At 71.0% G+C, this 25,905-nt stretch carries 24 protein-coding genes; 7 read left to right on the top strand and 17 right to left on the bottom strand.

The window, feature by feature from the left end; all coding sequences use genetic code 11:
- Window positions 1–31: 31 nt before the first annotated feature.
- The 5 genes from ACWEF6_RS04430 to ACWEF6_RS04410 all read right to left on the bottom strand — a co-directional run bounded on the left by ACWEF6_RS04430 (window position 32) and on the right by ACWEF6_RS04410 (window position 5,777).
- On the bottom strand, window positions 32–949 hold the full coding sequence (locus ACWEF6_RS04430) for a TIGR03619 family F420-dependent LLM class oxidoreductase (protein ID WP_449681613.1): 918 nt from the start codon (window positions 947–949) through the stop codon (window positions 32–34).
- A complete protein-coding gene (locus tag ACWEF6_RS04425) occupies window positions 946–2,379 on the bottom strand; it encodes an APC family permease (RefSeq protein ID WP_449681612.1) in 1,434 nt (477 codons plus the stop codon). The genes ACWEF6_RS04430 and ACWEF6_RS04425 overlap by 4 nt, the downstream gene beginning before the upstream one ends.
- A 66-nt stretch (window positions 2,380–2,445) precedes the next feature.
- Window positions 2,446–3,153 (bottom strand): type 1 glutamine amidotransferase, encoded by a 708-nt coding sequence (locus ACWEF6_RS04420; RefSeq protein ID WP_449681611.1) that lies wholly within the window; start codon window positions 3,151–3,153, stop codon window positions 2,446–2,448.
- On the bottom strand, window positions 3,153–4,418 hold the full coding sequence (locus ACWEF6_RS04415; protein ID WP_449681610.1) for a cytochrome P450: 1,266 nt from the start codon (window positions 4,416–4,418) through the stop codon (window positions 3,153–3,155). The genes ACWEF6_RS04420 and ACWEF6_RS04415 overlap by 1 nt, the downstream gene beginning before the upstream one ends.
- A 9-nt stretch (window positions 4,419–4,427) precedes the next feature.
- Entirely contained in the window at window positions 4,428–5,777 is a 1,350-nt protein-coding gene (locus ACWEF6_RS04410; protein WP_449681609.1) for a glutamine synthetase family protein, read from the bottom strand.
- 116 nt (window positions 5,778–5,893) lie between these two features.
- Between ACWEF6_RS04410 and ACWEF6_RS04405 the strand changes: the two genes are divergently transcribed.
- Both ACWEF6_RS04405 and ACWEF6_RS04400 read left to right on the top strand, forming a co-directional pair.
- Entirely contained in the window at window positions 5,894–6,688 is a 795-nt protein-coding gene (locus tag ACWEF6_RS04405; RefSeq protein WP_449681608.1) for an acetoacetate decarboxylase family protein, read from the top strand.
- A 17-nt stretch (window positions 6,689–6,705) separates the two neighbouring features.
- Window positions 6,706–7,227 carry a MarR family winged helix-turn-helix transcriptional regulator gene (locus ACWEF6_RS04400; RefSeq protein WP_449681607.1) on the top strand — a complete coding sequence of 174 codons (522 nt, stop codon included), beginning with the start codon at window positions 6,706–6,708 and terminating at the stop codon, window positions 7,225–7,227.
- 93 nt (window positions 7,228–7,320) lie between these two features.
- Here ACWEF6_RS04400 and ACWEF6_RS04395 read toward each other — a convergent pair whose 3' ends face one another.
- The 9 genes from ACWEF6_RS04395 to ACWEF6_RS04355 all read right to left on the bottom strand — a co-directional run bounded on the left by ACWEF6_RS04395 (window position 7,321) and on the right by ACWEF6_RS04355 (window position 15,273).
- Window positions 7,321–7,671, bottom strand: coding sequence for a hypothetical protein (locus ACWEF6_RS04395; RefSeq protein ID WP_449681606.1), 351 nt, complete (start codon window positions 7,669–7,671; stop codon window positions 7,321–7,323).
- Window positions 7,668–8,423: a LytR/AlgR family response regulator transcription factor gene (locus tag ACWEF6_RS04390; RefSeq protein ID WP_449681605.1), complete on the bottom strand. Its 756-nt coding sequence runs from the start codon at window positions 8,421–8,423 to the stop codon at window positions 7,668–7,670. Before ACWEF6_RS04390 ends, ACWEF6_RS04395 begins: the two co-directional genes overlap by 4 nt.
- A complete protein-coding gene (locus tag ACWEF6_RS04385; RefSeq protein ID WP_310977537.1) occupies window positions 8,420–9,466 on the bottom strand; it encodes a sensor histidine kinase in 1,047 nt (348 codons plus the stop codon). The genes ACWEF6_RS04390 and ACWEF6_RS04385 overlap by 4 nt, the downstream gene beginning before the upstream one ends.
- A gap of 48 nt (window positions 9,467–9,514) precedes the next feature.
- Window positions 9,515–10,210, bottom strand: coding sequence for a hypothetical protein (locus ACWEF6_RS04380; protein WP_449681604.1), 696 nt, complete (start codon window positions 10,208–10,210; stop codon window positions 9,515–9,517).
- Between the two features lie 205 nt (window positions 10,211–10,415).
- Entirely contained in the window at window positions 10,416–11,411 is a 996-nt protein-coding gene (locus ACWEF6_RS04375; protein WP_310977535.1) for an ABC transporter substrate-binding protein, read from the bottom strand.
- A 40-nt stretch (window positions 11,412–11,451) separates the two neighbouring features.
- Window positions 11,452–12,498 (bottom strand): ABC transporter permease, encoded by a 1,047-nt coding sequence (locus tag ACWEF6_RS04370; protein WP_449681603.1) that lies wholly within the window; start codon window positions 12,496–12,498, stop codon window positions 11,452–11,454.
- Window positions 12,495–13,259, bottom strand: a complete 765-nt coding sequence (locus ACWEF6_RS04365) for an ATP-binding cassette domain-containing protein (protein ID WP_449681602.1) — start codon at window positions 13,257–13,259, stop codon at window positions 12,495–12,497. The genes ACWEF6_RS04370 and ACWEF6_RS04365 overlap by 4 nt, the downstream gene beginning before the upstream one ends.
- A complete protein-coding gene (locus ACWEF6_RS04360; RefSeq protein ID WP_449681601.1) occupies window positions 13,256–14,293 on the bottom strand; it encodes a class I mannose-6-phosphate isomerase in 1,038 nt (345 codons plus the stop codon). Before ACWEF6_RS04360 ends, ACWEF6_RS04365 begins: the two co-directional genes overlap by 4 nt.
- Window positions 14,290–15,273: a LacI family DNA-binding transcriptional regulator gene (locus ACWEF6_RS04355; protein ID WP_449681650.1), complete on the bottom strand. Its 984-nt coding sequence runs from the start codon at window positions 15,271–15,273 to the stop codon at window positions 14,290–14,292. Before ACWEF6_RS04355 ends, ACWEF6_RS04360 begins: the two co-directional genes overlap by 4 nt.
- A 291-nt stretch (window positions 15,274–15,564) precedes the next feature.
- Between ACWEF6_RS04355 and ACWEF6_RS04350 the strand changes: the two genes are divergently transcribed.
- The 3 genes from ACWEF6_RS04350 (at window position 15,565) to ACWEF6_RS04340 (ending at window position 21,746) form a co-directional block, all read left to right on the top strand.
- Window positions 15,565–18,789 carry a GH92 family glycosyl hydrolase gene (locus ACWEF6_RS04350; protein ID WP_449681649.1) on the top strand — a complete coding sequence of 1,075 codons (3,225 nt, stop codon included), beginning with the start codon at window positions 15,565–15,567 and terminating at the stop codon, window positions 18,787–18,789.
- Window positions 18,786–21,164, top strand: a complete 2,379-nt coding sequence (locus ACWEF6_RS04345; protein ID WP_449681600.1) for a GH92 family glycosyl hydrolase — start codon at window positions 18,786–18,788, stop codon at window positions 21,162–21,164. The genes ACWEF6_RS04350 and ACWEF6_RS04345 overlap by 4 nt, the downstream gene beginning before the upstream one ends.
- Window positions 21,165–21,380: 216 nt before the next feature.
- Complete coding sequence (locus ACWEF6_RS04340; protein ID WP_449681599.1) at window positions 21,381–21,746, top strand: DUF3817 domain-containing protein; 366 nt, start codon at window positions 21,381–21,383, stop codon at window positions 21,744–21,746.
- 62 nt (window positions 21,747–21,808) lie between these two features.
- On the opposite strand, the gene ACWEF6_RS04335 is transcribed toward ACWEF6_RS04340, so the two are convergent.
- Window positions 21,809–22,309 (bottom strand): MarR family winged helix-turn-helix transcriptional regulator, encoded by a 501-nt coding sequence (locus ACWEF6_RS04335; protein ID WP_004562932.1) that lies wholly within the window; start codon window positions 22,307–22,309, stop codon window positions 21,809–21,811.
- Between the two features lie 79 nt (window positions 22,310–22,388).
- Between ACWEF6_RS04335 and ACWEF6_RS04330 the strand changes: the two genes are divergently transcribed.
- Complete coding sequence (locus ACWEF6_RS04330) at window positions 22,389–22,694, top strand: thiamine-binding protein (protein WP_449681598.1); 306 nt, start codon at window positions 22,389–22,391, stop codon at window positions 22,692–22,694.
- Here the strand turns inward: ACWEF6_RS04330 and ACWEF6_RS04325 are convergent, their stop codons facing one another.
- Window positions 22,695–23,084, bottom strand: coding sequence for a hypothetical protein (locus ACWEF6_RS04325; RefSeq protein ID WP_449681648.1), 390 nt, complete (start codon window positions 23,082–23,084; stop codon window positions 22,695–22,697). It lies immediately after the preceding gene.
- Window positions 23,085–23,370: 286 nt separating this feature from the next.
- Here ACWEF6_RS04325 and ACWEF6_RS04320 point away from each other — a divergent pair, with 286 nt between their 5' ends.
- Window positions 23,371–24,345 (top strand): tetratricopeptide repeat protein, encoded by a 975-nt coding sequence (locus ACWEF6_RS04320; RefSeq protein WP_449681597.1) that lies wholly within the window; start codon window positions 23,371–23,373, stop codon window positions 24,343–24,345.
- A 49-nt stretch (window positions 24,346–24,394) separates the two neighbouring features.
- On the opposite strand, the gene ACWEF6_RS04315 is transcribed toward ACWEF6_RS04320, so the two are convergent.
- Window positions 24,395–25,828, bottom strand: a complete 1,434-nt coding sequence (locus ACWEF6_RS04315) for a neutral zinc metallopeptidase (protein ID WP_449681647.1) — start codon at window positions 25,826–25,828, stop codon at window positions 24,395–24,397.
- Between the last annotated feature and the right edge of the window lie 77 nt (window positions 25,829–25,905).

Raw genomic sequence — 25,905 nt, 5'->3', positions numbered from 1 at the left:
AGATCCTGCCCGAACCAGGCGACCCCAGGCGTCAGGCCATCGCCTCGGCCCGGCGCACCACCTCGCGGCACAGCCGCCCGACGTCGTCCGGATCGTCGGTGAACTGGGACGGCTTCAGGCAGAACGTCGTGAAGCCGAGCTCGATCTGCTCCGGCAGCGCGGCCATCGCCTGTCCGAGATCGGCGCACGACCGCGCGTCCGGGAACACCGCCCGGGTGCCGCCGATCAGCTCCAGTTCCCGGCCGGGCAGCGCGGCCCGCAACCGGGACAGGTCCTCTGTGGACGGTACGCCGAGCGGGTGGAAGCCGTGCCCGTAGCGGACGAGCCGGTCCAGGAGCCGGTCGTGCAGGTGCCGGCCGCCGAACCACAGCCGCGGGCCGTCCGGGCGGTACGCCTTCGGCTCGAAGTGGATGTCCTTGAAGGAGAAGAACTCCCCGGCGTAGGAAACCGGCGAGGACCGCCACAGCAGGTCCAGGATCTCGAGCTGCTCGTCGAGGATCCGCCCGCGCCTGCCGAACGGGACGCCGAGCGCGTCGTACTCGTCGCGGCTCCAGCTCACCGTCGGCTGCACGACCAGGCGGCCTCCGCTCAGCAGGTCGAGGGTGCCCAGTTCGCGCGCGAGCAGCAGGGGGTGCCGCAGCGGCGCCAGGATCGCCCCGGCGACCAGGCGGATCCGCGAGGTCACCGAGGCGATCGAGGACAGCAGCGACAGCGAGTGCGGCCACGGCGTGAAGGGATCCTGGTTGCCCGGCAGGGCGTACTCGCGCGGGTTGCCCATGACGCCGTGGTCCGAGGCGTCCGGGCCGAGGACGACGTGTTCGCTGATCATCACCGCGTCGAAGCCGGCGTCCTCGGCCTCGCGGGCCCACCGCACCAGCGTCGGCAGGTCCCGGCCCGGGGTCAGCGTCCAGTTCTCGCTGAGGATCAGCAGCATCCGGGGCGCGGTCATGCGCGCGCCGCCGCGTGCCGGAAGGCCGCCACCAGGCCGAGCACGAAGACCACGGCCGCCACGTAGGGCGCGTAGATGATCGGCGCGCCGACCTTGTACACCGCACCGAAGATCGCGGCACCGGTGACGACGATGCCGACCGTACCCGCGAGGTACACCGCCCAGCGCCGCGGGTGGTCGCGCAGGCCGCGGAGCGCACCCGCCGACATCAGCAGGTAGATCACCGCGAGGGAGAACCCGCCGAAGGTCGAGCCCCAGCTGAACACGGCCACGTAGTGCGGCATCTCCGGCTGCGCGAGCAGGCCGGTCCAGGTGGCGGTGAGGACGAGGACCACCGCGTGCACGGCCACCACGACCGCGGCCGCGGCCAGCGGGGTGCCGCGCCGGCTCACCCGGCCCAGTGCCGCGGGCAGCCGCCGGTCTCGGGCGAGCGCGAACATGCCCCGGGACGCCGCCACCGCGCAGCCGATCAGCACCGCGAGCATGTCGAGCAGCACGACCAGTTCCAGCAGCCGCCGGACGAGAACCGATCCGAACCCGCCGTCGGAGACCGGGCCGGCGAGCCCGAACAGCGGTGCGCCGGCGTTCTTGCCGAGGGTGTCCAGGTCGAAGTGGTAGCCGGCGACCTGGCTGTAGGAGCCGATGACGTAGAAGACGGCCACGGTGAGCACCGAGATGAGCACCGCGCGCGGGATGTCCCGCTTCGGGTGCGTCGTCTCTTCGCCGAGGTTGGCCGCCGTCTCGAAGCCGGTGAAGAGCAGGACACCGTACAGGACACCGAAGAGCACGCCGCCGAAGCCCTGCGGTGACGTACCGGGCGTGAACGCCTTGGGGACGTCGTTGGCGGCGCCGACCTTCGCGATCACCACGACGAAGAAGACGAGCACGACGGCGAAGGAGACCAGCGCCAGGACCAGCTGCGCCCGGGTGGACAGGGCGACACCGAGGTACAGCACGACCGAGAGGCCGATCAGCAGGAGCAGGTCCCAGCCGGCCTCGGGCAGCGGCGTGATGCCGAACTCGGCCTGCAGCGTGTCGTGGATCGTGCCGCCGATCATCACCAGGATCCCGGCGCCGAGGGCGAGGATGCCCGCGTAGTAGAGGAATCCGGCCGCGGCGCCGATGCGCTTGCCGAGCCCGTCGGTGACGTAGTCGTAGAGCGAACCGGCGGCCTGGATGCGTTTGGTGTACTCGGAAACGATCCAGCCGAGGCCCAGCACGCCGACCGCGGCGATCGCCACCGAGAGGGGCGCGGCCGCCCCGGCCCCGCTGCCGGAGGCGTTGAGCCCGACCAGGAGCGGGACCAGGAAGGCGATCGAAAAGACCGGCCCGATCACGCCGACGGACTGCGCGATCGCGTCCACCAGCTTGAGGGAGCCACCGAGCCGGTGGCCGGTGGTGACGCTTTCGGGAACGACGTGGTCGACCATGGGTGCCTCCTCGGCTCCGCCCCCGGCGCGGGAATCGTACGGGTTCAAACGTTTGGATCGCAATAGTCAGCTGGCGAAGATCTCGTTCAGGTAGGCCGAAACCAGGGCTTTCGTGCGACACTGCGCGTCCGGCGCGAGACGGTCGGCGTCCGCGACGAGGTCCGCCGGGTGCAGGCCGAGCCCGCGCGCCTGGGCCGCGCCGCCGTTGCCGATCCAGCGCCGGACGCCGGCCGGGGTGACCTCGGGGTGGAACTGCACGCCGAGGCTGCGGCCGGCCCGGTAGGCCTGCGGGGCCGCGGCGTTGCGGGCGAGCTCGACCGCCCCGGGCGGCACGGTGAACCGGTCGAAGTGCCACTGGAACCACGGACCGGACGGCACCAGGTCCGGCCGGTCGGATTCGACGGCCACCCAGCCGATCTCCGGCGACGGCGAGCGCGTGACCGTGCCGCCCAGGGCCCGGGCCAGTGCCTGCGCCCCGAAGCAGACGCCGAACACCGCGCCGCCGCCGGCCACCGCGGCCGCCAGCCAGCGCAGCTCCGGTGCGAGCCACCGGCCGATCCGTGCGTCGTCGACCCCGGCGCTCCACGGCGCGCCGAGCGGCACCAGCAGGTCGTAGGCCGCACTGTCCGGAAAGGACGGTTCGACGTCCGGCGCGTGGTGGCGGTCCTCGGGCACGACGACGAGTTCGTCGACCTGCCAGCCGAGTTCGCGCAGCGCGGCGCCGACGTACCCCGGGTCCGACAGCGCGTCGTGGAGGACGCACAGCGCGCGCATCAGGTGGTCTCGACCCGCACGGGGAACTGCTTGATGCCGTTGACGAAGTTGCTGCGCACCCGCCGGACGTCACCGGCCCGCTCGATGCGGCGCAGGCGCGGCAGCAGGGTTTCGAACATCAGCCGGATCTCCATCCGGGCGAGGTTGTTGCCCAGGCAGAAGTGCGGGCTGCCCTTGCCGAAGGTGACGTGGTCGTTGGGTTTCCGGGTGACGTCGAAGGCGTAGGGGTCGTCGAACACGTCCTCGTCCCGGTTGCCCGAGGCGAACCACATGACGACCTTCTCCCCCGCCTTGATGTGCTGCCCGCGCAGTTCGACGTCGCGGGTGGCGGTGCGCCGGAAGTGGTAGACCGGGCTCGCCCAGCGCAGCATCTCCTCCACCGCCACCGGGATCCGCGCCGGCTCCGCCTGCAGCAGCGCCAGCTGGTCGGGGTGGTCCAGCAGGGCCAGCATGGAATGGCTGATCGCGTGCCGGGTGGTCTCGTTGCCCGCGACCACCAGCAGCAGGAAGTAGTTGTCGAACTCCGTCGCGGTCAACGGTTCCCCGTCGACCGGGACGCGGTTGACGAGCCGGCTGACGAGGTCCTCGCCGTCGCCGCCGCGGCGCTGCCGGGCCAGCTCGCGCCCGTACTCGAACACCTCCAGCGACGCCGGCGAACGGAACGGCAGGTGCTTGTAGCGATCGCTTTCGGCGTCTTCGAGCAGGACGTCGGCGTAGTCGGGGTCGGTGTTGCCGATGATCCGGTTGCCCCAGGCGATCAGCCGCCCGGTGTCGCGCGCGGGCACGTCGAGCATCCGGGCCAGCACCTGGATCGGGAAGTCGGCGCTGACTTCCTTGACGAAGTCGAACTCGCCGCGGCGCAGGGCGGCGTCCACGGTGGCTTCGGTGAGCCCGCGCAGGAACTCCTCGTACTTCTTCAGCGTCTGGCCGCCGAAGTCGCGTTGCAGCAGTTTGCGCAGCGCGCGGTGGCGGACGCCGTCGGATTCGAGCATGGACCGCCGGAGCTCGGCCAGGTCGTCGTCGTGGACCTCTTCGAGGTTGACGTACCCGGTGGAGGTGAACGTCTCGGCGTCCCGGTCGGCGGCGACGATGTCCTCGTGCCGGGTGAGCGACCAGAAGCCGGAGTTCGGCGCCGGTTCCGGGTTCCAGTGGACCGGCGCTTCCCGGCGGAGCACGTCGAACCGGCGCCAGGCCTCGTTGCGCTCGAAGACGCCGAGGTCGGTGAGGTCGACCTGGTCGACGGTCAGGGGGTGCGCGGTGGTCATGGCGCTCCTCTACAGGTGGTAGGCGTACTCGCGGAACTCCCAGTCGGTGACGTACCGGGAGAACCGCTCGAGCTCGTTGCGCTTGTAGGCGAGGAAAGCCGTGACGAACCGGGGGCCGAGCAGCTCCGCGAACGCCGTGTCGGCTTCGAGGGCGTCGAGCGACGCGCCCAGGTCCGAAGGCAGCTTCGGCGCCTTCGCCGGGTCGTAGCCGTAGCCCTCCAGGGGCGCCGGTGCGGCCAGGCCGTCTTCGATGCCCAGGTAGGCGGCGGCGAGCAGGCCGGCCGTCACCAGGTACGGGTTGGCCGTGGCGTCGCCCTGGCGCAGTTCCAGCCGGGCGGCCCGGCCGCGTTCCGGCGGGATCCGGATCATCGCGCTGCGGTTGTCCAGGCCCCAGTCGATCAGCCACGGCGCCAAGGTGTCCGGGCCGAACCGCTTGGCGGAGTTGACCGTCGGGTTGGCGAGCGCGGACAGCGCCGGGGCGTGCGCGAGGATCCCGGCGATGGCGGCGTGGGCGACCTTCGAGAGGCCGTACTCGCCCGCCGGGTCGTCGAACAGCGGCCGCCCGTCGGCGTCCAGCGTCGAGAAGTGCAGATGGAAGCCCGAACCGCCTTCGTCGTTGAAGGGCTTGGCCATGAAGGTCGCCAGCTTGCCCTCGCGGCGGGCCAGCTCCTTGACCGCGGTCTTGAACCGGAAGGCCCGGTCGGCGGCGTCGAGGGCCTCGGAGTGCCAGAGGTTGATCTCGAACTGGCCGCTGCAGAACTCGTGGTTGGCCGTCACCACGTCGATCCCGTAGTCCGCCAGGGACCGCAGCGAGCGCAGCAGCAGGTTCTCCGGGTCGCCCTTGCTGCCGGAGACGTAGACGTTCCCGGTGGCTTCCCCGTACCGGCGCCAGCCGCCGGCTCCGTCCGGCTCCAGCACGTAGAACTCCAGTTCCGGGCCGACGACCGGGCGCATCCCCAGCTCGGCGAACCGGGCCAGCACCTGCTTGAGGACCTGGCGCGGGCTCTCCGGCGAGGGCGTCCCGTCCGGGTTGAAGACGTCGGCGAGGCAGTGCGCGACGCCGGGCTCCCACGGCACGTCGGTCAGGGTGGCCAGGTCGGGGAACGCGACGACGTCGGGGAGGCCGTCGGCCAGGCCGCCCTCCCCCAGCTCGACGACGTCCCCCATCGGGCTGGTGCCGTAGACCGTGCGGCAGAACGCGACGCCGTCGCCGAGCGTCCGGGCGAAGTTCGCGACCAGCACGTCGCGGCCGCGCTCGGTGCCGATGAAGTCGGGGTAGCCCAGCCGGACGACGTCGATGCCACGCTCGCCCAGCGCGGCACCGGCGGCCGCGAGGGCGTCCTCGTCGAAGTGACCCACGACACCTCCCGGGTTCGTTTGAGTCCGAACGATAGCCGCGGCCGGGGTACCTGACAAGGCTTTCCCCCGGTCGGTTGCCGCGGTATCGTGCGGACCCAAACGATTGAGGAGGGCTCGTGGCCGGTTTCTTCTACCCCCGCACGGCGAGCGGGCGGGCGTCGCTGATCCCCGCCCCGCCCTGGTTCTACTCGGGCGACCTTCTGACCGTGGAGTACCGGACCGACCCCGCCCGCGTCGCCGAGCTGCTGCCGGCGCCGCTGTCGCTCGCCGACGAGGACCCGGGCGCGGTCGCGCTGATCTGGGCCGACTGGCAGTCGTGCTCGACCTCGCGGGAGGAGCTGCTGGATCCGGTGCGCGCCCAGTACAAGGAGGCCTTCGTGGTGGTCCGGTGCGCGTTCGAAGGCCGGACCTACTCCCGGTGCGTGTACATCTGGGTGGACAAGGACTTCGCGATCGCCCGGGGCATCCACCAGGGCTACCCGAAGAAGCTCGGCTCGATCTGGCAGACCCGGCCGCACCCCTTCGCGCAAGCGGCCCCGCAGCTCGGCCCGGGCGCGGTGTTCGGCGCGACCCTGGCGGCCGGCGACCGGCGGCTCGCCGAAGCCGTGCTGACCCTGACGGAGGAGTCGCCGACCAACGGGTTCGTCAACGGGCACCCGATGGCGCACCACCGCGTCCTGCCCGGCATCGGCCGCGGCGAAGGCGACGCGCACGCGGAGCTGATCGAGTCCGGCGCGAGCGCGTTCGAAGGCGGCCAGGCCTGGCGCGGCGACGTCGAGCTGCGGTTGTTCGACGCGCCCACCGAAGAACTGGCCCGGCTCGAGGTCCACGAGCTCATCGGCGGCTACTACCGCCAGGTCGGCGTCACCTGGGACGGCGGGCGGCGGCTGGCCGGGCTGCCATCCGTTTGAGGCCGTACGATCGAGGCATGCCGGACGGATACAGCCTCGCCGAAACCGAAAAGGCGATGTCCGCGCACATCGCCAAGCTGGCGCTCGACCTGCCCGCCGCGGCGGCCCTGTCCAGCCTGTACCGCGCGGCCAACGCCGTCCGCAACCACCTCACCAACGCGGTGCTGCGCGAGCACGACCTGAGCTGGACGGGGTTCGTCGTCCTGTGGTGCGTGTGGATCTTCGACGGCCTCGAGACCCGGCACGCGGCGACCGTCGCGGCGATCTCCAAGGGCACCCTGACCGGCGTGGCCAAGACCCTGGAGGGCCGCGGCCTGCTGCGCCGCGAGGTCGACGCCGCCGACCGGCGGCTGGTGCACCTGGTCCTCACCGGCGAGGGCCTGGCCCTGATGGAGGACCTGTACCCGCGGTTCAACGCGGCCGAGGCCGAGGTGGTGGCCCGCATCAGCGGCGGCAAGCTGACCACGATCACCAACGGCCTGCGGACGATGGTCCAGACGGTCGAGGACAAGGCCTGGGAGACCCCTCAGACCGACTGACCCGCGCCCCAATGTGGCGTTGGGTGCGTCCAACGCACCGAACGCCACATTGGGTGCGTTGGACGCAACCAACGCCACATTGGGGCGCTTGGGTCACTGGTCGTCCTCGAGGCGCTCGGCGCGGCGCAGCTGCCAGCGGGCCAGCAGCGCCATCGCCGGGTAGGGGAGGACCGCGAGCATCAGCCAGGACACCGGAATCCCCAGCAGCCGCACGGTGTCCAGGCCCGGGAAGAGCGCGAAGACGCCGGGGAGGCCGAGCAGCAGCAGGAACATCAGGACCAGAGCGGGGATGCCGCGGCGGCGCTGGGCGGCGTAGAGCGCGGTGGCGCGCTGGGTGTCGCCCGCGGGCAGGCGGGGCTGGCGCCAGCGTCCGCGCGATCGGCGGCGCGCGTGGGCGAGGCGCGTCTGCGGGCTGGTGACGGCGACCCGCCGGATCTTGCTCATCGCGGATCGGACCCGAGCTGGCCGCGCTGGGCCGCTTCGAGCAGCCTGTCCCGCAGATCCCGCGCGTGCCGGCGGCTCACCGGGACGTCACCGGCCTCGGTGTGGGCCAGCAAGCCGCCCGCGGTGTCGCTGCGCAGCTCCAGCACCGCGCCCACGGCCAGCAGGAAACCCCGGTGGACCCGGCTGAACCCGGTCCCCTCCCAATACTCCTCGAGCCGCGAGATCGGCATCCGCACCAGGTGGACCCCGCCGCGGGTGTGCAGGCGGACGTAGTCGCCGTGGGCCTCCACGAACAGGACGTCGTCACGGCGGACGTACCGCGTCCGCCCGCCCGACTCGACCGGCAGCGCCGCCATCGCGTCCGGCGTCGGCCGCGACGCCGGGGTCGCCATCCGCAGCACCTTCGCCAGAGCCGCCGACAGCCGTTCCGTGCGGACCGGCTTGAGCAGGTAGTCGACGGCGCCGATGCCGTACGCCGTCACCGCGTGCCCGTCGTGCGCGGTGACGAACACGATCACCGGCGGCTCGCTCAGCTTCGCCAGCAGCGACGCGAGTTCGAGCCCGTCGAGGCCCGGCATCGAGATGTCGAGGAACACCGCGTCGAAGCGATCCGCCTGAAGCAGCTTCAACGCCTTCAACGCGTCACCCGCTCCGACGACTTCGCCGACTCCGGGCGCTTCGCGGAGCATGCGGCAGAGTTCGTCCAGCGCGGGCGGCAGGTCGTCGACCGCGAGCACGCGGAGCCCGGTCACGGCAGCACCCCCGGCTGGAACCGCGGCACCCGCACGATCACCCGGGTGCCCGCGCCGACCTCGGTTTCCACGGTGAGGCCGTACCAGGCGCCGTAGACGTCCCGCAGTCGCCTGTCCACATTGGCCAGTCCGAGCCCGGCCGGGTCGTCCTCGCCGACGCGCCCGGCCAGCAGGTCCGCGGCCCGTTTCGGGTCCATGCCGACCCCGTCGTCCTCGACGAAGATCACGCAGTCGTTCCCTTCCGCCTGGCCGTGCACCTGGACCTGCCCGGTGCCCGACCGCGGCTCGATGCCGTGCCGGATCGCGTTCTCCACCAACGGCTCCAGCACCAGGTAGGGCACCGCGACGGCGAGGATCTCCGGCGCGACCCGCACCTGGACGCGCAGCCGTTCGCCGAGCACCGCCTTCTGCAGCGCGAGGTACGTCTCGATCGCGCGGAACTCCTCGGCGACGACGGTGTACTCGCCGTGGCGGGCCAGGCTGTAGCGGGTGTAGTCGGCGAAGTCGAGCATCAGGTCGCGGGCGCGGTCGGGGTCCGAGCGCACCAGCGACGCGATGACCGTCAGGGCGTTGTAGACGAAGTGCGGCGACATCTCCGCCCGCAGCGCCCGCAGTTCGGCTTGGGCCGCCTGCTCCGCCGACGCCTCGAGCCGCCCCCGCTCCAGCGCCTGCACGACGAGGTCGGCGGCCTGGGCCGCGACCGCGTCCCGGACGTCCCCGACGACCAGCAGCGCCCCGGCCAGCTCGTCGCGGACGTGCAGCGGCAGCACCAGGACGTCCGGCGCCGAGCCGGGTTCTTCGCTGTGGAGCACGCCGTCGAGCACCGTCGCGACGACCGCGTCCGGGCCCGGCCGCCCCGACCACAGCAGGGACCCGGACAGGTCGGTCAGGCCGAGTCCCGGGAAGCCGAAGAGCCGGCGCAGGCGGTGGGCGGCGCGCCGGGCGGGCATGCCGGACAGGCCGTCGCGCAGGTCGTCGGTGATGCGGCGGGCGGCGGCGAGCACCGGCAGCGGGTCGGCGCGGGACGCCGGGCGCAGGTGCACGGTCGGGCCTCCCCTCGGCGGCGGTGTCCAGGGCAGTAGATCCTACGGCTACGCGGGCCCGTCGCGGTCGGCCAGCACCTGGGCGTGGCGGCGGAACCGGCGCCAGGTCCGGTAGTGGTCGAGCGCCGTCACGGTACCCAGGAGGCTCGCGTTCGCCGGGTAGGGCCGGTCCGGCAACGAAATCCACCCGGTCGTGCGAGTCTCCTTGACGGCCACCGGCACCGGCCGGAACGTCGTCGGGTCCAGGCCGTCGCTGTGCCGGACGACCTCGTCGAAGAACCACGCCGAGGTGATCAGCGCCAGCACGCCGCGGGAGCCCTTGAGCGCCTCCTTCAGCGGCTGGGCCTCCAGCAGCCGGAACGTCTGGTTGATCGCCGGTGCGGTGACGCCGTGGTCGTCGTAGGCGATCTCGCCCGCGTGCAGCGCCATCCGCAGCCGGATCCGGGCGCCGGGGTCGTGCGTGCGGTTGTGCCGGTGCAGCGCGACGGCGAGCGCGGCCGGCAGGAACTCCACGAAGAGCCCCTTGGGGATTTCCGGTGGCACGAGGACGAAGACGCCGTCGCCGCAGTCCTCGCGCCGGCAGGCCGCCCACGGGACGCCGGCGTCGTCGAACGCCCGGCAGAGCGCGCGGTACAGCCCGCGGCGCAACGCCAGCCGGTGTGGGGTGGTCCTGCGCTGGTCGCCGTAGCCCTCGACGTCCACGGCGAAGATCGTCCGGTGCAGAGCCGGTTGTTCGTACTTCATCGCACCCTCCCTGCGATCATGCATCAGGTAGTGCAAATGCATGTGCAGATGAGTGTGTCGTGGGACACCCGTCCGGGGAAACGGGTGCTGCGGTGAGCGGTTCCCCCACCGCGGTGACCGGCAGGCGATGTTCACCGGCGGTGAACACGCTGGTCAGGAGCCTGCGGGCAGTGCGCACACCACCCGCAGGACCCTGACGGACGCCTCAGCAGCTCTGCTTGTAGAAGTACTGCGAGTTGGCGTCCATGTCCGCCTTGGTGATCGAGTGCAGCTCCGCGGTGAGGGTCCGCGTCACCGGCTTGCCCTCGATCGCCGCGACCGCCTGCTGGACGCCCTGGGTGCCGATCGAGGCCGGGTCCTGGGCGATCAGGGCCTGGTACTGGCCGTTCTTGAGGCCTTCGACCTCCGACGGGCTCGCGTCGAAGCCGATCAGGTTGACCGCGCCGACCTTGCCCGCGTTGCGCAGGCCGGTGGCCGCGCCTTCGCCGGTGTTGAGGTTGGTCGCGAAGACGCCGATCAGGTCCGGGGTCGACGACAGGGCCGCCGTCACCTTGGCCGCGGCCTGCTCCGGCTCGTTCTGGGTGAACTGGATGCCGATCGACTTGAGGTTCGGCGAGTTCTTCAGCTCGTCCTCGAACCCCTTGGCGCGCGCGGCGGTCGTGGACGTGCCCGCGATCGTGTCGAGCACCAGCACCGAACCGCTCTTGCCGCCGGCCAGCTTGGCCATCGTCTGGGCCGCGAGCTTGCCGCCCGCGGCGTTGTCCGACGAGATCGACGAGACGGCCACGCCGGTGTCCTTCAGCGCGGTGTCGACCTCGACGATCTTCGTGCCGCGCGCCTTGACCTGCTGGATCGGCGCCAGCATCGCGGTGTCGTCGGTGGGGGCGATGAGCAGCGCCGCCGGCGGGTTCGCGCCGAGGGCGTTGACCAGCTGGGTCTGCAGGGGAGCGTCGAACTTCTGCGGCGCCTGGGTGGTCAGCTCGTAGCCGAGCTTCTTCGCTTCGGCTTCGGCGCCGCACTGCAGCGAGATGTAGAACGGCTCGGCCTGCACGCCCGGGATCAGCGCGAGCTTCTTGCCGCCGACCGGCTGGGCCGAGTCGCCGGACCCGCTCTGCCCGACCGTGCCGGAGCCGCACGCGGACAGCAGGGCGGCGGCGGAGACCACGGCACCCATGGCGGTGAGAGTCTTGGTCAGTTTCATAAGCACCTCGTTGTACTTGGGCGGACGGTAGGTGTGGGACTCAGCGGGAATTGCGGCGGCGGCGGCGGCGCTGGTCGAACCAGACCGCGGCGACCAGGACCCAGCTGACGATGAACATCTGCCAGAAGTCCTGGACGTGGATGATGTTGAAGCCCTTGCGCAGCACGGCGGGGATGAACACCCCGATCACCGTGCCGAGGATCGTGCCGACCCCGCCGAACAGGCTCGTCCCACCCATCACGACCGCGGCGATGGCGTTGAGGTTGTCGGTGGTGTGCCCGGAGATGGTGGTCGAGTTGTAGTAGGCCAGCGAAAGGAACCCGGCGATCCCGGCCAGGAACCCGGTCAGCGTGTACACCTTCAGCAGGTGCCGGGTGACGCCGATGCCCGCGCGGCGCGCGCCCTCGGCGTTGGACCCGACGGCGAAGGTGTACCGCCCGAACTTCGTCGTCCGCAGCAGCCACGCGCCGATCACGGTGATCACGATGGCCACGATCACCAGGTTGGGCACGATGCCGAAGGACGTGCCGTAGCCGAGGGTCTTGGTGAGTTCCGCCGGTACGGTGCGCAGGTCGGAGCCGCCGTTGAGCAGGTACGCGGTGGCCAGCGCGGCCCCCATGGTGCCGAGCGTGACGATCAGCGCCGGGATCTTCGCCACCGCGACGAGGACGCCGTTGATGACGCCCCAGATCGTGCCGGTGACCACGGCGACGACCAGGCCGACGATGATCACGCCCCAGCCCGCCTTCGACGCGTCGCCGCCGGACATCGCCTCCATCACCTTGCCCGCGACCATGCCCGCGAGGATCAGCACCGAGCCGACCGAGAGGTCGATGCCCGAGGTGATGATCACGAACGTCATGCCCACCGACAGGATGAGCAGGACCGAGGACTCGATGAACAGCGTCTGGAAGGTGAACAGCGTCGGGAAGCTGTCCGGCGCGATGGCGCTGAACAGCACGACCAGGGCCAGCAGGACGAGGCCGATCCAGAACGTGTTGGCCTCGATCAGGCGCTTGCCCAGCGGCCGCTTGCCGAAGCCCGCGTCGGGTGCTTCCTGGATGTCCTCCTTCACGGGCGCGCTCATGCCGCCTCCTCCTGCACGAGGGCGCCGGTCATCGCGGCGACGAGGTCTTCGAGCTTCGTGTCCGCCCCGGTGAACCGGGCCACGCGCGTGCCGAGCCGCAGCACCTCGACGCGGTCGGCGACCGACAGCACCTCGGGCATGTTGTGGCTGATCAGCACGACGGCGATGCCCTTGTCGCGCACCTTCTTGATGACGTCGAGCACGCGCTCGCGCTGCACGACACCGAGAGCGGCCGTCGGCTCGTCCATGAACACGACCTTCGACGCCCACACGACCGAACGCGCGACGGCGACGCTTTGGCGCTGCCCGCCGGAGAGCGAGCCGATCGGGACGTCGGTGCTCTGTAGCGTCACGCCGAGGCGCTGGAACTCCTCGATCGCCTGCCGCCGCATCTCGTTCTTGTCGAGCATGCCGAGCTTGCCGAGGAGGCCTTTGCGGTGGATCTCGCGGCCGAGGAACAGGTTGGCCGCCGGGTCGAGCTCGGGAGCGACGGCGAGGTCCTGGTAGACGGTCTCGATGCCCAGCCGCCGTGCGGTCGTGGGGGAGTCGAGGTGGACTTCCGCGCCGTCCAGAAGGATCTTCCCCGACGTCGGCTGCTCGGCGCCGGAGAGGCACTTGACCAGGGTCGACTTGCCGGCGCCGTTGTCGCCGATCAAGGCCGTCACCTCGCCCGCGCGGGCCTGGAACGACGCGCCGCGCAGGGCTTCGACGGACCCGTAGTGCTTGGTCAGGTCGATCGCGTCCAGCAGGATTTCGCTCATCCGTGCCTCTCCTCCGGCGCCGGCGGGCGGCAGCGGATCACCGTCGCCGTGCCGGACAGCTCGGTCTGGCCGGCGTCGAACGGGACGACGTAGGTGTCGCCCTTCGCCAGCGCGTGCTCGCCACCGTGCTCGGTGCGCAGCGTGCCTTCGCCGTCGAGGACGACCAGGACCGCGAACGAAGGATCGAGTGACAACGTTGTCGTCTCGTCGGTGCGCAGCTGTTCGGCTCGGAAGAACCGCTCCGAGCCGCCGGCCAGCAGGTCCACAGTGGACGCGCGGTCGCCCGCGGTGCGCTTGATGATCGTGTCCAGGCGTTCGGCGTCCCAGCCCGAGGTGTCGAGCGCCTCGATGGCGGTGTCGAAGCCGAGGCCGAGGTGGCCCTTCTCCGGCGACGCGAGGAAGTCGCGCCACTCGATGGTGAGCGAGAAGTCGGTCGGCTGCTGCAGTTCGACGACGAACACGCCTTCGCCGATCGCGTGCGGCAGCCCGGCCGGGATGTAGACGGTGTCGCCCGCGGACACCGGGATGCTGTTGAGCGCGCCCAGCATCGACGGCACGTCCTGCTCGCGCGTCCACTCGGACACGGTCGCCTTCGACAGCGTCTCCTTGAAGCCCGGGTAGACGCGCGGGTCGTCGCCGTAGGTGCCGACCACGATCCACGCCTCGGTCTTGCCGAAGTGGGAGTCGAAGTGCCGCTTCGCGAACGTGTCGTCGGGGTGGAAGTGCACCGGCAGCCGCTGGCCCGCGTCGAGGAGCTTGACCAGCAGCCCGGTCGACGTCCCGAGCGCCTCGACGTGCTTCGCGCCGAGCCAGCCGTTGGCGTTGGCTTCGACGGCGTCCCGCAGCCAGGCGCCGTCGGGCAGCCTGGTCAGGCCGTTGGTGTCCTGGCCGAACATGGTGCTCACCGAGGCGACCCAGTCCTCCGGGCCGAACTTCTTGTCCGAAGACGCTCCGCGCAGCGCCGCGATGGCGTCGCCGCCGCGGTAGAACTGCGGCGGCTGGTTGGCGGCGAGCCGGATCGGTTCGAGGGTCACGGGGCGACCTCACCGGAACCACGGGCGACGAGATGCACGGGCAGGACTACCTTTCTGGGCGGGGACTGATCTCCTTGGACGCGGGCGAAGAGCAGCTCGGCCGCGGCGTGGCCCAGAGCGCTGACGTCGTGGGCGACCACGCTGACCGGCGGGTTCAGCAGGTCCGCCAGCTCGAAGTCGTCGAACCCGATCATCGCCGGGCGGTGCTCGGCGTGCGCGAGGGCGCGCAGGAGGTGCACGGCGACCCGGTTGTTGCCCGCGATCACCGCGGTGGCCGCGTCCGGGCCGTCGAGCAGCCGCTTGACGGCGTCGCCGACCGAGTCCGGCGTCGGCGTCCCCATCGAGACCAGCGACTCGTCGTAGGAGATCCCGTTGCGCACGCAGCCCTCGCGGAACCCGCGCAGGCGCTCGGCCGCGGTGAAGATGTCCGGGCTGTCACCGAGGAAGGCGATCCGCCGGTGCCCGTGCCGCGCCAGGTGCGTGACGGCTTCGACGGTGCCGCCGAGGTTGTCCACCAGCACGGTGTCGGCCACGATGTCGCCGGCCGGCCGGTCGATGAACACCACCGGCGTGCCCGCGCGCATCTCCGGCACCAGGTAGCCGTGCTGCAGTCCGGCCGGGACGACGAGGATGCCGTCCACCCGCCGCGCGCAGAACTCCAGGACGAGCTCGCGCTCGCGGTCGGAGTTCTCCTCGGACGAGCCGGTGAGCACCTGGCGCCCGAACGACGTCGCGATGCGCTCGACCGCGCGGTTCAGCTCGGAGTAGAAGGGGTTGCCGACGTCCTCGACGATCAGCCCGATGGTGCCGGTCGTCGACCCGCGGCGCAGGTTCCGCGCACCCAGGTTGCGCCGGAACCCCAGCTGCTCGATGGCCGCCATGACCCGTTCGGCGGTGTCGGGGTGCACCGCCGGTTCGTCGTTGACCACGCGCGAGACGGTCTTGATGCTCACGCCCGCCAGCCGGGCCACGTCGCTCATCGTGGCCCGCCTGCTCGCGGTGCGCGTGCTGCCGTCCCGGTCCCGGCCCAGAGGAGACAACGTTGTCATAGTGACCGGGATTGAACTCCCCGTCCGGCGCCTTGTCAACGCTTGGTGCGTGGATTGTGCCGATTCGGCGCCGCGATCGGCTGAATGCGGGTGTCCGGAAGTGGACAGGTCTTGACGTGTCCCTTGACTGCTTGGTGAGCCGCTGCCCAAGGTGGCCCGGCGCGACAAGGTTGTCATGTCACCGGTTTCGGTCGCGCTGGACGAGGTGGAGAGGCGATGGCCATGGCGCGAGCGCGCTTCAGAGCCGGTTTAACTTTCCTGACCCTGGCGGTGACGGCAGCGGTGGCTCCCGCTGTGCCCGCCGCGGCGGCGACCAGTATCGATTACGCGAAGTGGGTCAACCCCTTCGTGGGCACCCGCCCCGGCGGGGCCGACCACGGCACCGGGGGCGGGGCCGGCAACACGTTCCCGGGCGCGGTGGCGCCGTTCGGGATGGTCCAGTGGAGCCCGGACACGGTGAAGTCCCAGCCGGGCGGCTACTTCTACGACGACAACGCGCTGACCGGGTTCAGCCTGACGCACCTGTCCGGCGCGGGCTGTTCGACCTACCAGGACATCCCGTTCATCCCGTATGTCGGTGAAGTGACGACTTCGCCGGCGACGGACCCGGGGCACTACACGTCGAAGTTCTCGCACGCCAGCGAACACGCGACCGCGGGCGCCTACGACGTCACCCTCGACAGCGGCGCGAAGGTCGAGCTCAGCGCGACCCAGCGCACCGGCTCGGCGCGGCTGACCTACCCGGCCGGCGCGTCCTCGACGCTGCTGGTCAACACGTCGGGCTCGGTCAACGGCACCGACGACGCGTCGATCACCATCGGCAAGGACACCATCAGCGGCTGGGCCACCAGCGGCCGCTTCTGCGGCGCGCGCAACAGCTACCGCGTCTACTTCTCGGCCAAGTTCGACACGCCGTTCGCGTCGATCGGCACCTGGAAGAACGGCGCCGTGACGCCGAACAAGGCCGCCGAAACCGGCGGTGCCAAAGCGAAGGTGGCGCAGCCCAACGGCGTCGACGCCTCGATCGCGCGCACTGCCACCGCCAAGCAGCAGAACACCACCGTCAGCGGCCCGGGCAGCGGCGGGTACGTCACCTTCGCGAACCTCAACGGCGCCCAGGTGAACGTCCAGGTCGGACTGTCCTTTGTGTCCGTCGACGGCGCGAAGGCCAACCTCAAGGCGGAGAACACCGGCAAGTCGTTCGACAAGGTGGCCGCGGGCGCGCGCAAGGCGTGGAACGACCAGCTCGGCAAGATTGCCGTCACCGGCGGCTCCGACGCCGACCTGACGACGTTCTACACCTCGCTGTACCACTCGCTGATCCAGCCGAACGTCTTCTCCGACACCGACGGCCAGTACGTCGGCTTCGACGGGCGGATCCACAAGGCCGACAAGGGCCACGCGATGTACACGAACTTCTCCGGCTGGGACATCTACCGCTCGGAAGCCCCGCTCCTGGCGACGATCGACCCGAAGGAGACGTCGGACATCGTCCGGTCGATGATGGCCTACGCCGAGCAGGGCGGCTCGTGGGACCGCTGGACGGTCGCGAACGACTACACCGGCGTCATGAACGGCGACCCCTACCACATCATCGTCTCCAGCGCGTACGCGTTCGGGGCGCGGGACTTCGACGCCCAGAAGGCGTTGCTGCTCATGATCAAGGGCGCCACCCAGCCGACCCAGGGCTACACCGAACGGCCCGGTCTCGACGACTACCAGAAGCTCGGGTACGTCCCGGGCGCCGGCGCGGACACCCTGGAGTACACCAGCGCCGACTTCTCCATCGCCCAGTTCGCGAAGCGGCTCGGCGACAGCGCGACGTACACGACGTTCATGAAGCGCGCGCAGAACTGGCAGAACCTCTACAACCCGGGGACCGGCCACCTGCAGCCGCGCAACGCGGACGGCTCGTTCTCCGGCACCTACGACCCCGCCAGCTCGCAGGGCTGGGTCGAGGGCAACGGCGCGCAGTACGAGTGGATGGTGCCCTACGACCTCGGCGGCGTCGTGACGGCGTTCGGCGGCAACACCGCGACGCAGTCGCGGCTGGACACCTTCTTCACCCAGCTGAACGCGGGCACCCAGGAGCCGTACGCCTTCATGGGCAACGAGCCGAACTCCAACGCGCCGTACGTCTACTCGTACGCGGGCGCGCCGGCCAAGACCCAGGCGATCGTGCACCGCTCGATGGACGAGCTGTACAACCCGCGTCCGGAGGGCCTGATCGGCAACGACGACCTCGGCCAGATGTCGGCCTGGTACGTCTGGTCCGCGCTCGGCATCTACCCGGAGATCCCGGGCCGCGCCGAAACGCTGCTGGTCACGCCGCGCTTCGAGAAGGCCGTGCTCACCACCGGCGCGGGCAAGAAGATCACCATCAACGCGCCGGGCACCGGTGACTACGTGGGCAGCCTGAAGGTCAACGGCTCGGCCGCGGCGAAGGCGTGGCTGCCGGAGGCGCTGATCTCCGGCAGCGGCACGCTCGACTACACGCGCTCGGCCACGGCGACCGCGTGGGGCAGCGCGGCGGCCGACGCCCCGCCGTCGTTCCGCGAGCAGGAGAAGCCGAGCCTGTCCTTCGTGGACCCGGCCCGCGCGGTGACGCCCGCGGGGTCGGCGTCGAAGGCGTCCGTGGGCGTCCAGGACCTGTCCGGCACCGCCCGGACCTGGACGTACTCCGCGGGCAGCGTCGACGGGATCACCCTGACCCCGGCGACCGGCAGCATCGCGGTGCCCGCCGCGGGCAAGGCCCAGGCCGAGCTCACGGTCAGTGTCCCGGCCGGGCTGGCCGACGGCGCCCGCCGCATCCCGGTGACGTTCTCCGCGCCGGGCGTGGCTTCGTCGCAGGCGGTCCTGACCGTGCTGGTGGCTCAGCCGAACAGCTGGCTGGCCACGGTGAACAACGCCGGCATCTCCCCGGACGCGAACTCCGGCGCGGCCAACTTCGACGGCGGCGGCTGGAGCTACTCGGCCGACGCCCTCGCCGCGGCCGGGGCCACCCCGGGCAGCACGGTCACCAGCGACGGCATCAAGTTCACCTGGCCGTCGTTCCCGGCCGGGGACCCGGACAACGTGGTCGCCGGCGGTCAGACGGTGAACGTGAGCGGCTCGGGCCGGCTGGCGCTGCTCGGTTCGGCGTCGAACGGCAACGCGTCGGGCACGCTGACGGTGACCTACACCGACGGCACGACGTCCACTGCGACCATCGGGTTCTCCGACTGGACCCTCGGCGGCGGGGGCGCGCAACCGGCGTTCGGCAACCGGATCGTGCTGTCGACGCCGTACCGCAACGCTTCGGGCGGCGACCCGCAGCAGATCCGCACGATGGTGTTCGGGACCACCCCGATCACTCTCGCCGCGGGCAAGACGGTCGCCAGCGTGACGCTGCCGGCCAACGTCAGCGGCGGTGCCCTGCACGTCTTCGCGATCGGCATCGGTGCATGAAACGCAAAATGCTGGCGGGCTTCCTGACGCTCACCGCGGTCGCGACGGGGCTCAGCCCCGCCGCGGCCGCGGCCGGCGGGGACGCCCTGGACGCGGTCAACACGTTCATCGGCACGCAGGACGAGGGCAACACGTTCCCGGGCGCCTCGGCCCCTTTCGGGATGACCCAGGTCAGCCCGATCACCTCGCACTACGCCGGCTACCGCTACACCGACACCGCGATCCGCGGGTTCGGGCATTTCTTCCTGTCCGGTGCGGGCTGCTGGGAGCAGGGCGGCCTGGTCTCGACCCTGCCGACGACCGGGGAAGTGGGTCCCGGCAAGGCGTTCGACACGAGCAAGCCGTCCACTTTCGACCAGAAGCAGTACGCGGCGCCGTTCACCCACGACGGCGAGGTCGGCAAGCCCGGCTACTACAAGGTGCACCTGACCGGCTACGGCGGCGTCGACGTCGAGACGACCGCGGCGACGCGGGCCGGGGCCGAGCGGTACACGTTCGCGAAGTCCGGTGACGCCAACGTCTTCGTCAACGTCGGGCAGGCCAACGACAAGGAGCCGGTGACCGGCAGCAGCATCCGGGTCGTTGACGACCGGACCGTCGAGGGCACCGTGGAGTCGCAGGCGTTCTGCGGTGGCAAGGCCTACACGACGTACTTCACGACGAAGTTCGACAAGCCGTTCAAGGCGTTCGGCACGTGGTCGCCGTCCGGCGGCACACCCGGCTCGCGGACGTCGGAAGGCGGCGCGGGCCTGCGGGGCGCGTGGCTGACGTTCGGTGGCGGGCAGGTGACCGCGACCACGGCCATCTCCCAGGTCGACGCGGCCGGTGCCCGGGGCAACCTGGCCTCGGAGCGCATCCGGTCGTTCGACGCGGCCAAGGACGCGGCGCAGCGCACCTGGCGCCGTGAGCTGTCCTCTGTGGACATCAAGGGCGGCACGACCGACGACCGCACGGTCTTCTACACCTCCCTCTACCACGCGCTGTTGCAGCCGCTGACGGCCAACGACGCCGACGGACGCTACTTCGGCTTCGACAAGAAGATCCACCGCGCGGTCGGCTGGACGTACTACGACTTCTTCTCGCTGTGGGACACCTACCGCACGCAGAACCAGCTCCTCGCCCTGCTGCGGCCCAGCCGGGCGAAGGACATCGCGAAGAGCATCCTGGCCATCCACGACCAGGGTGGCTGGCTGCCGCGGTGGGCGTACGCGAGCCAGGAGACGAACACGATGACCGGCGACCCGGTCACGCCGTTCCTGGTCGACCTGTGGCGCTTCGGTGCGTTGTCCGGCGAAGAGATGCACGCCTACCAGGCGCTCCTGCAGAACTCGCGGGAGATCCCGCCGGCGTCCTCGCCGTTCCAGGGGCGCTCGGGCAACGCGAGCTACCAGAAAGACGGATTCGTCCAGTACGACCCGGATTTCCCGAAGAAGGGGCAGGACACCGACCCGAACCACGGGGCGTCGGCCACCTTGGAGTACGCGCTCGGTGACTGTTCGCTGTCGCTGATGGCGGCCGCGCTCGGCAAGAAGGACGACGCGGCGGCGTTGGCGGCGAAGGGCCGGACCTACCGGACGCTGTGGGACGCCACCCAGGCCGACCGCGGCTTCACCGGCTTCTTCCGGCCGAAGGTCCTCGGCGGCGCGTGGTTCTCGCCGGCCGACAAGCCGTACAGCCCGCAGAGCCAGGACGGCTTCCACGAGGGCACGGCCTGGCAGTACCAGTGGCTCGTCCAGCAGGACGTGCCCGGTCTGGTGCAGCGGATGGGCGGCCCGGCGGCCACCGGGAAGCGCCTCGACGACTTCTTCGCCTACGACGAACTGGTGAAGGACCCGGCGACCGCGGTCCGCGAGAACTGGGTGGTCGGCCCGTACGACTATTACGACCAGTTCCGCTACAACCCGAACAACGAGCCGGACCTGCACTCGCCGTGGATGTACGCGCTCACCGGGCAGCCGTCGAAGACGTCGACGGTGGTGCGGGCGGCGCACACGCTGTTCACCAACGCGCCCAACGGCGTCACCGGGAACGACGACCTCGGCACCATGTCGGCCTGGTACGTCTTCAGCGCCCTCGGGCTCTACCCGGCCGTCCCAGGGAGTGGGAATTTCGTGCTCAACGCGCCGCGTTTCGCGAAATCCGTTCTGCACCTGGAGAACGGGCGGGACATCACGATCAAGGCGCCGGGCGCCTCCGGTTCGGCGCTGCAGTACGTGTCGGGCCTCAAGGTGGATTCGCGCGCCAGTGACCGCGTGTACGTCGGCGTGGACCAGCTGAAGCACGGGACGACGCTGGACTTCGGCCTCACCTCCGACGCGACGGCGAAGTGGGGGACGGCACCGTCGTCCGCCCCGGCTTCGCCCTGCGCCGGGTAGCCCGGCGACCGCTCACGGCCGTGGTTCAGACCACAGTGGACCACGGTCGTGAGCATCGTCACGGGCCCCGGTGTTCCCGTGAGGGCCGTCACGCCTCACACTGGTATCAGCACGTCCGACAGCGCCGTTGACGTCCATGGCAAGTCCGCCTTGGACGGTGTGTCGGGCGTTTTCTCGTGCCAGTACCAACGTGGTGAGACCCCACAGGAGGAAGCAGTGTCCAGCAAGGCCGCTCTAGTGTTCCGCGTGGCCGCAGTAGCCGAAGCCCTCTCCTGGGCCGGGCTGCTGGTCGGGATGTTCCTCAAGTACGTCGTCCACTCTTCCGGCGAGGGCGGCGTTCCCGTCCTCGGCATGGTGCACGGCGTGATCTTCGTCCTCTACGTGGTGATCTCCCTGTCCGTGGCGAAGCCGCTCGGCTGGCGCCCGAAGACGCTGGTCCTGGCCCTGCTCGCGAGCATCCCGCCGCTGTTCACCTGGCTGTTCGAGAAGTGGGCGCTGCGCAACGGCAAGCTCGACGGCCCTCAGCGGCTGTCCCACGGCGGTGTCGGCCTGTTCCAGGTCAAGGAACCGGTCGCTGCCTGATCCCGGAATGTGAGAAGGGGCCCGCACTCGGCGAGTGCGGGCCCTTTTCCGTCGTCGAGCGTTTACTCGCTGAAGTCGCCGGCGGCGCGGCGGACCTTGGTCAGCAGGTCGGTCAGCTGCTCGGTCTGCCGTTCGGTGAGGCCGCTGAGCCCGAAGTCGATGGCGGTGACGGCTTCGGTCGCGGCCTCGCGGCGCTTGCGGCCCTCGTCGGTGATCTCCACCAGCGTCGTGCGGCGGTCGGTCGGGTGCGGGACGCGCTTGACGAGCCCGTCGCGCTCGAGCCGGTCCACTATGTTGGTGACACTGGTGGGGTGCAGCTGGAGCCGCTCGCCCATCACCCGCATCGGCAGGCTGGCGCTGCGGGCGAAGGTGAGCAGCACCAGCGCTTCGTACCGGGCGAAGGTCAAGCCGTGCGGCTTGAGCGCGCCGTCCACCGCGGACTGGATGATCTGCTGGACCCGCATCACCCCGGTCACCGCGGCCATGGTCCCGGAGGGCCCGATCCGGTCCTCCCAGATCCGGGCCGCGCGGGCGATCGGGTCGAACGGCAGCGGACGGTTCATGACACGCGAAGTTACCAGCGGGTACCGGCGGGTGTCGCACGACTGGCGGAAATGACCACCGAAGAAGGGACTTCCGAGCATGATCGTCGCGTTCAGCGTGAGCCCGTCCGGCGGGGATCCTGACGGCGGGGTGAGCGAAGCCGTGGCCCGCGCGGTGAAGGTCGTCCGCGACTCCGGGCTGCCCAACTCGACCAACGCGATGTTCACCAACATCGAAGGCGAGTCCTGGGACGAGGTCATGGACGTCGTGAAGCGCGCGGTCGAGGCCGCGGGCGAGGGGTCGTCGCGGGTGAGCCTGGTGCTGAAGGCGGACATCCGGCCGGGCTTCTCCGGCCAGCTCGAGGCCAAGGTGGACCGGGTGGAAGCGCGGCTGCGCGACTCCTGACTAGGGGAGGGGCGGGGTGAAGGCGACCGTCCACCGGCCGTCTTCGCTCGTCACGGTCAAGGGGTAGGCGAACGGCTTCCCGTCGCCGAGCGCGCCGGAGACGGTGGCCCGCGTCGGCTCGCGCGCGTCGGGCCCCAGGTCGACGCGCACATCGTGCACCCCCCGGCCGGCGAGCACGGAGACGTAGTCCTTCGCGAAGTCGTCCCCGCCGGAGCCGGGGTAGTCGAGCAGATCGGCGAAGGCATCGGCATCGTGCCCCGAGAGGGCGGCGGCGAGCTTGTCCCGCAATTCGGCGGGCGAGCCCGCCCCGGGGTCCGGTTCGTGCACGATGAGCAAGGTCACCGCGCCAACCCACACAACGGCGGCCGCGATCGACAAGCCCACCTTCACGTCACGCCGGATGTGCACCCGGCCGAGCCTGCCCCAGCGCCGCCGTCCTGCCAAGCGGACGGGCCGGGAGGTGCGCAAACCCGCGGCGCGCGGTCCGAAATCGTCGGTGCCGGTCGATAGGCTGGATACCGGGGGCCGGAGGCGCCCGCGGCTCGGAACCCACGCAGCCGTCGCGAGGAACCCGGCCGCCGCACCCCGCCGCCGTCCCCACCGCCGGAACGTGCCAGACCCTGGACACCCCGGGCACCCGGTGAAACTCCTCCGGCGCCCGTGCCAGGATGGAACCGTGACACAACCACGCGGATCTGCAGCGAAGTCAGCGGCCCTGTCCGCCGCCCTTTCCGGCGCGGTCGACCTGTCCGCGCTCAAGGCCCGTGCCGAAGCGGCGCAGCGGCAGCCGGCCCCGTCCGCCGGCCCGGCCGGTGGGGGTGACGGGCCGCCGCGGCCCGCCTCGGGCGCGGCCGTGATCGATGTCACCGAGGCCACCTTCCAGGCCGAGGTCGTGGAGCGGTCCCTGCACCAGCTCGTGGTCGTCGACCTGTGGGCCGAGTGGTGCGGCCCGTGCAAGCAGCTGTCCCCGGTCCTCGAGCGGATGGCCGCCGAGTCCGGTGGCGCGTGGGTCGTCGCGAAGGTCGACGTCGACGCGAACCCGCGGATCGCGCAGTTGTTCGGCGCGCAGTCCATCCCGACGATCGTCGCCATCGCCGGCGGCCAGCCGGTCGACGCCTTCTCCGGCGCGCTGCCCGAGCCCGAGATCCGCAAGTGGATCAACGCGCTCCTGGACGCCCTGCGCGACAAGCTGCCGGGCATCCGCGACGCCGAGGCGGCCGGCGGTCCGGTCGAGGAGCCGGAAGACCCGCGCTTCACCGAGGCGGAAGAGGCCTTCGAGCGGGGCGACTTCGCCGCCGCCCAGGCCGCCTACGAGCGCATCCTCGACGTCGAACCGGCGAACGAGCTGGCCAAGAACGCCCTGGCCCAGGTCAAGTTCACCGCCCGCGCCGAAAGCGCCGACCCGGACGCCCGCGCCAAGGCGGACGCCGACCCGTCGGACCTGGCCGCCCAGCTGGACGCGGCCGACCTGGAGATCGCGGCCAACGAGGTCGAGGCGGGCTTCAAGCGCCTGATCGACACGGTCCGCCGCACCGCGGGCGAGGACCGAAACAAGGTCCGCGAGCACCTGGTGGCCCTGTTCGACCTGTTCGACCCGGCCGACGACCGCGTCATGAAGGCCCGCCGCGACCTCGCGAGCGCCCTCTTCTAGCACACGAGAAAGGCCCCCACCGCGTGGTGGGGGCCCTTCTCCGTGACACCTAGGCGTAGGACTTCGAACAGACCGACGAACCCTCGAGGTAGCCCTTGCGCAGCGCCTCGACCCGGTCGAAACCGCTGTCCGGACGTTTCCCGTTGACGTCCGCCGACACGAGGCTCTCCGGCTGCAGCAAGTCCGCGATGGCCTCGTCGAGGTCGCCCGCCGACAGGCGCAGGTCACCCGGCCGGTTCGTGAACGCCGCCCACGCCCCCACCAGGCAGGCCGTGCGCAGGCCCGCGTTCGCGTTGTCGATCGACGCCCCGACGCCCTTCTGGATGCCCAGCGCGTAACGCGCCGCGACCTCCGAGAACGCCGCGAAGTCACCCATGCCGCCCGGGTCCTCGCCCTTCATCTCGGCCTCGCGGTCGATCGGCTGGGCGAGCTGGGCCAGCTTGGCCAAGTCGATGCTCACGGTGTTGTCGCCCGGGCAGTACGACGCCGGCGGCGTGGTCTGGCAGCTGCCGCCGTCGGTGATCTCCGGCGCGGCCACCCCGGCGCCCTTGAACGCCTCGTCGAGGCTCTTCTTCAGCAGCGCGACCGTCTGTTCGTTGAACTTCGCGTCGCCCTTGCCCTTGTCGCCCTTGTCGAACGGGCGCTCGGTCAGCCGGGGCTTGACGTTCTGTTCCGTCATCCCCGCGCACTCCTTGGGTCCCTTCTCGAACCCGGCCTGGAACGCATAGGTGCGGTCGAACGCCGTGCCGTGCGCGCCCTTGTCGGCGGCGCTGGTGCCGGCCTGGTCGCGGATCAGGAACATCGACGCCATCACCTGGTTCAGGCCCTCGGACGTCGACACGCGGTAGTACTTGCTCTTGTCCTCGGCGACCCAGCGGAAGTAGCCGCCGGCGAAGCAGTCGGCCTGCTGCTCCTTGACCACGGTCGGGGTGTTCTTCGCGATCCCCGCCTTGTCGCCGAGCCGGTACTGGACGGCGTGGCCGAACTCGTGCGCGAGCACCACGACCACCGACATCGGGCCGAACCGCTGGCGCAGCATCGGCAGCAGCACGCCGCGGTCCCACGCCACCGAGTCGTCGACCGGGCAGTAGAACGCGTTCACGAGCTTCTTCACGCTGCCGCAGCCGGTCTTCTCGGTGTCGGTCTGCGCGTCGTAGGACAGCAGCGACTTCACCGGCTCGAACTGCTGGCCGAAGTTCGCCGGCAGCATCTCGCCCCAGTAGGTCTGGACGTCGTCGATCGCGGCGGTGGCGAGCTTGTCGTCCTCACCGCCGTCGGCGTTGCGGACGTTGAGGCTCGGCGTCGGCGCGTCCGGCTTGAGGCCGCTTTCGAAGTGCGTCACCGGCAGCCCGGAGACCGAGCCCGCGCCGGTGTCCTTGGCCGGGTCCCCGCTCGCGCCGCCCTTGCTGTTGCACCCGCTCACGGCGACGGCCGCGACGGCCAGCAGCGCGACCAGCGCCCGCCGTCCTCCCCCTGGGATCATCAGTTCCACTCGCTCTCGTGCCCACCCGGTACCCGACGGCAGGACCATACCCAGGGCATACGCGCAGCGTGCAGGTA

Source organism: Amycolatopsis sp. NPDC004772 (genome assembly GCF_053601215.1).
Note: the sequence above shows the minus strand (reverse complement) of the source record. Positions and strands in the feature narration are given on the sequence as shown.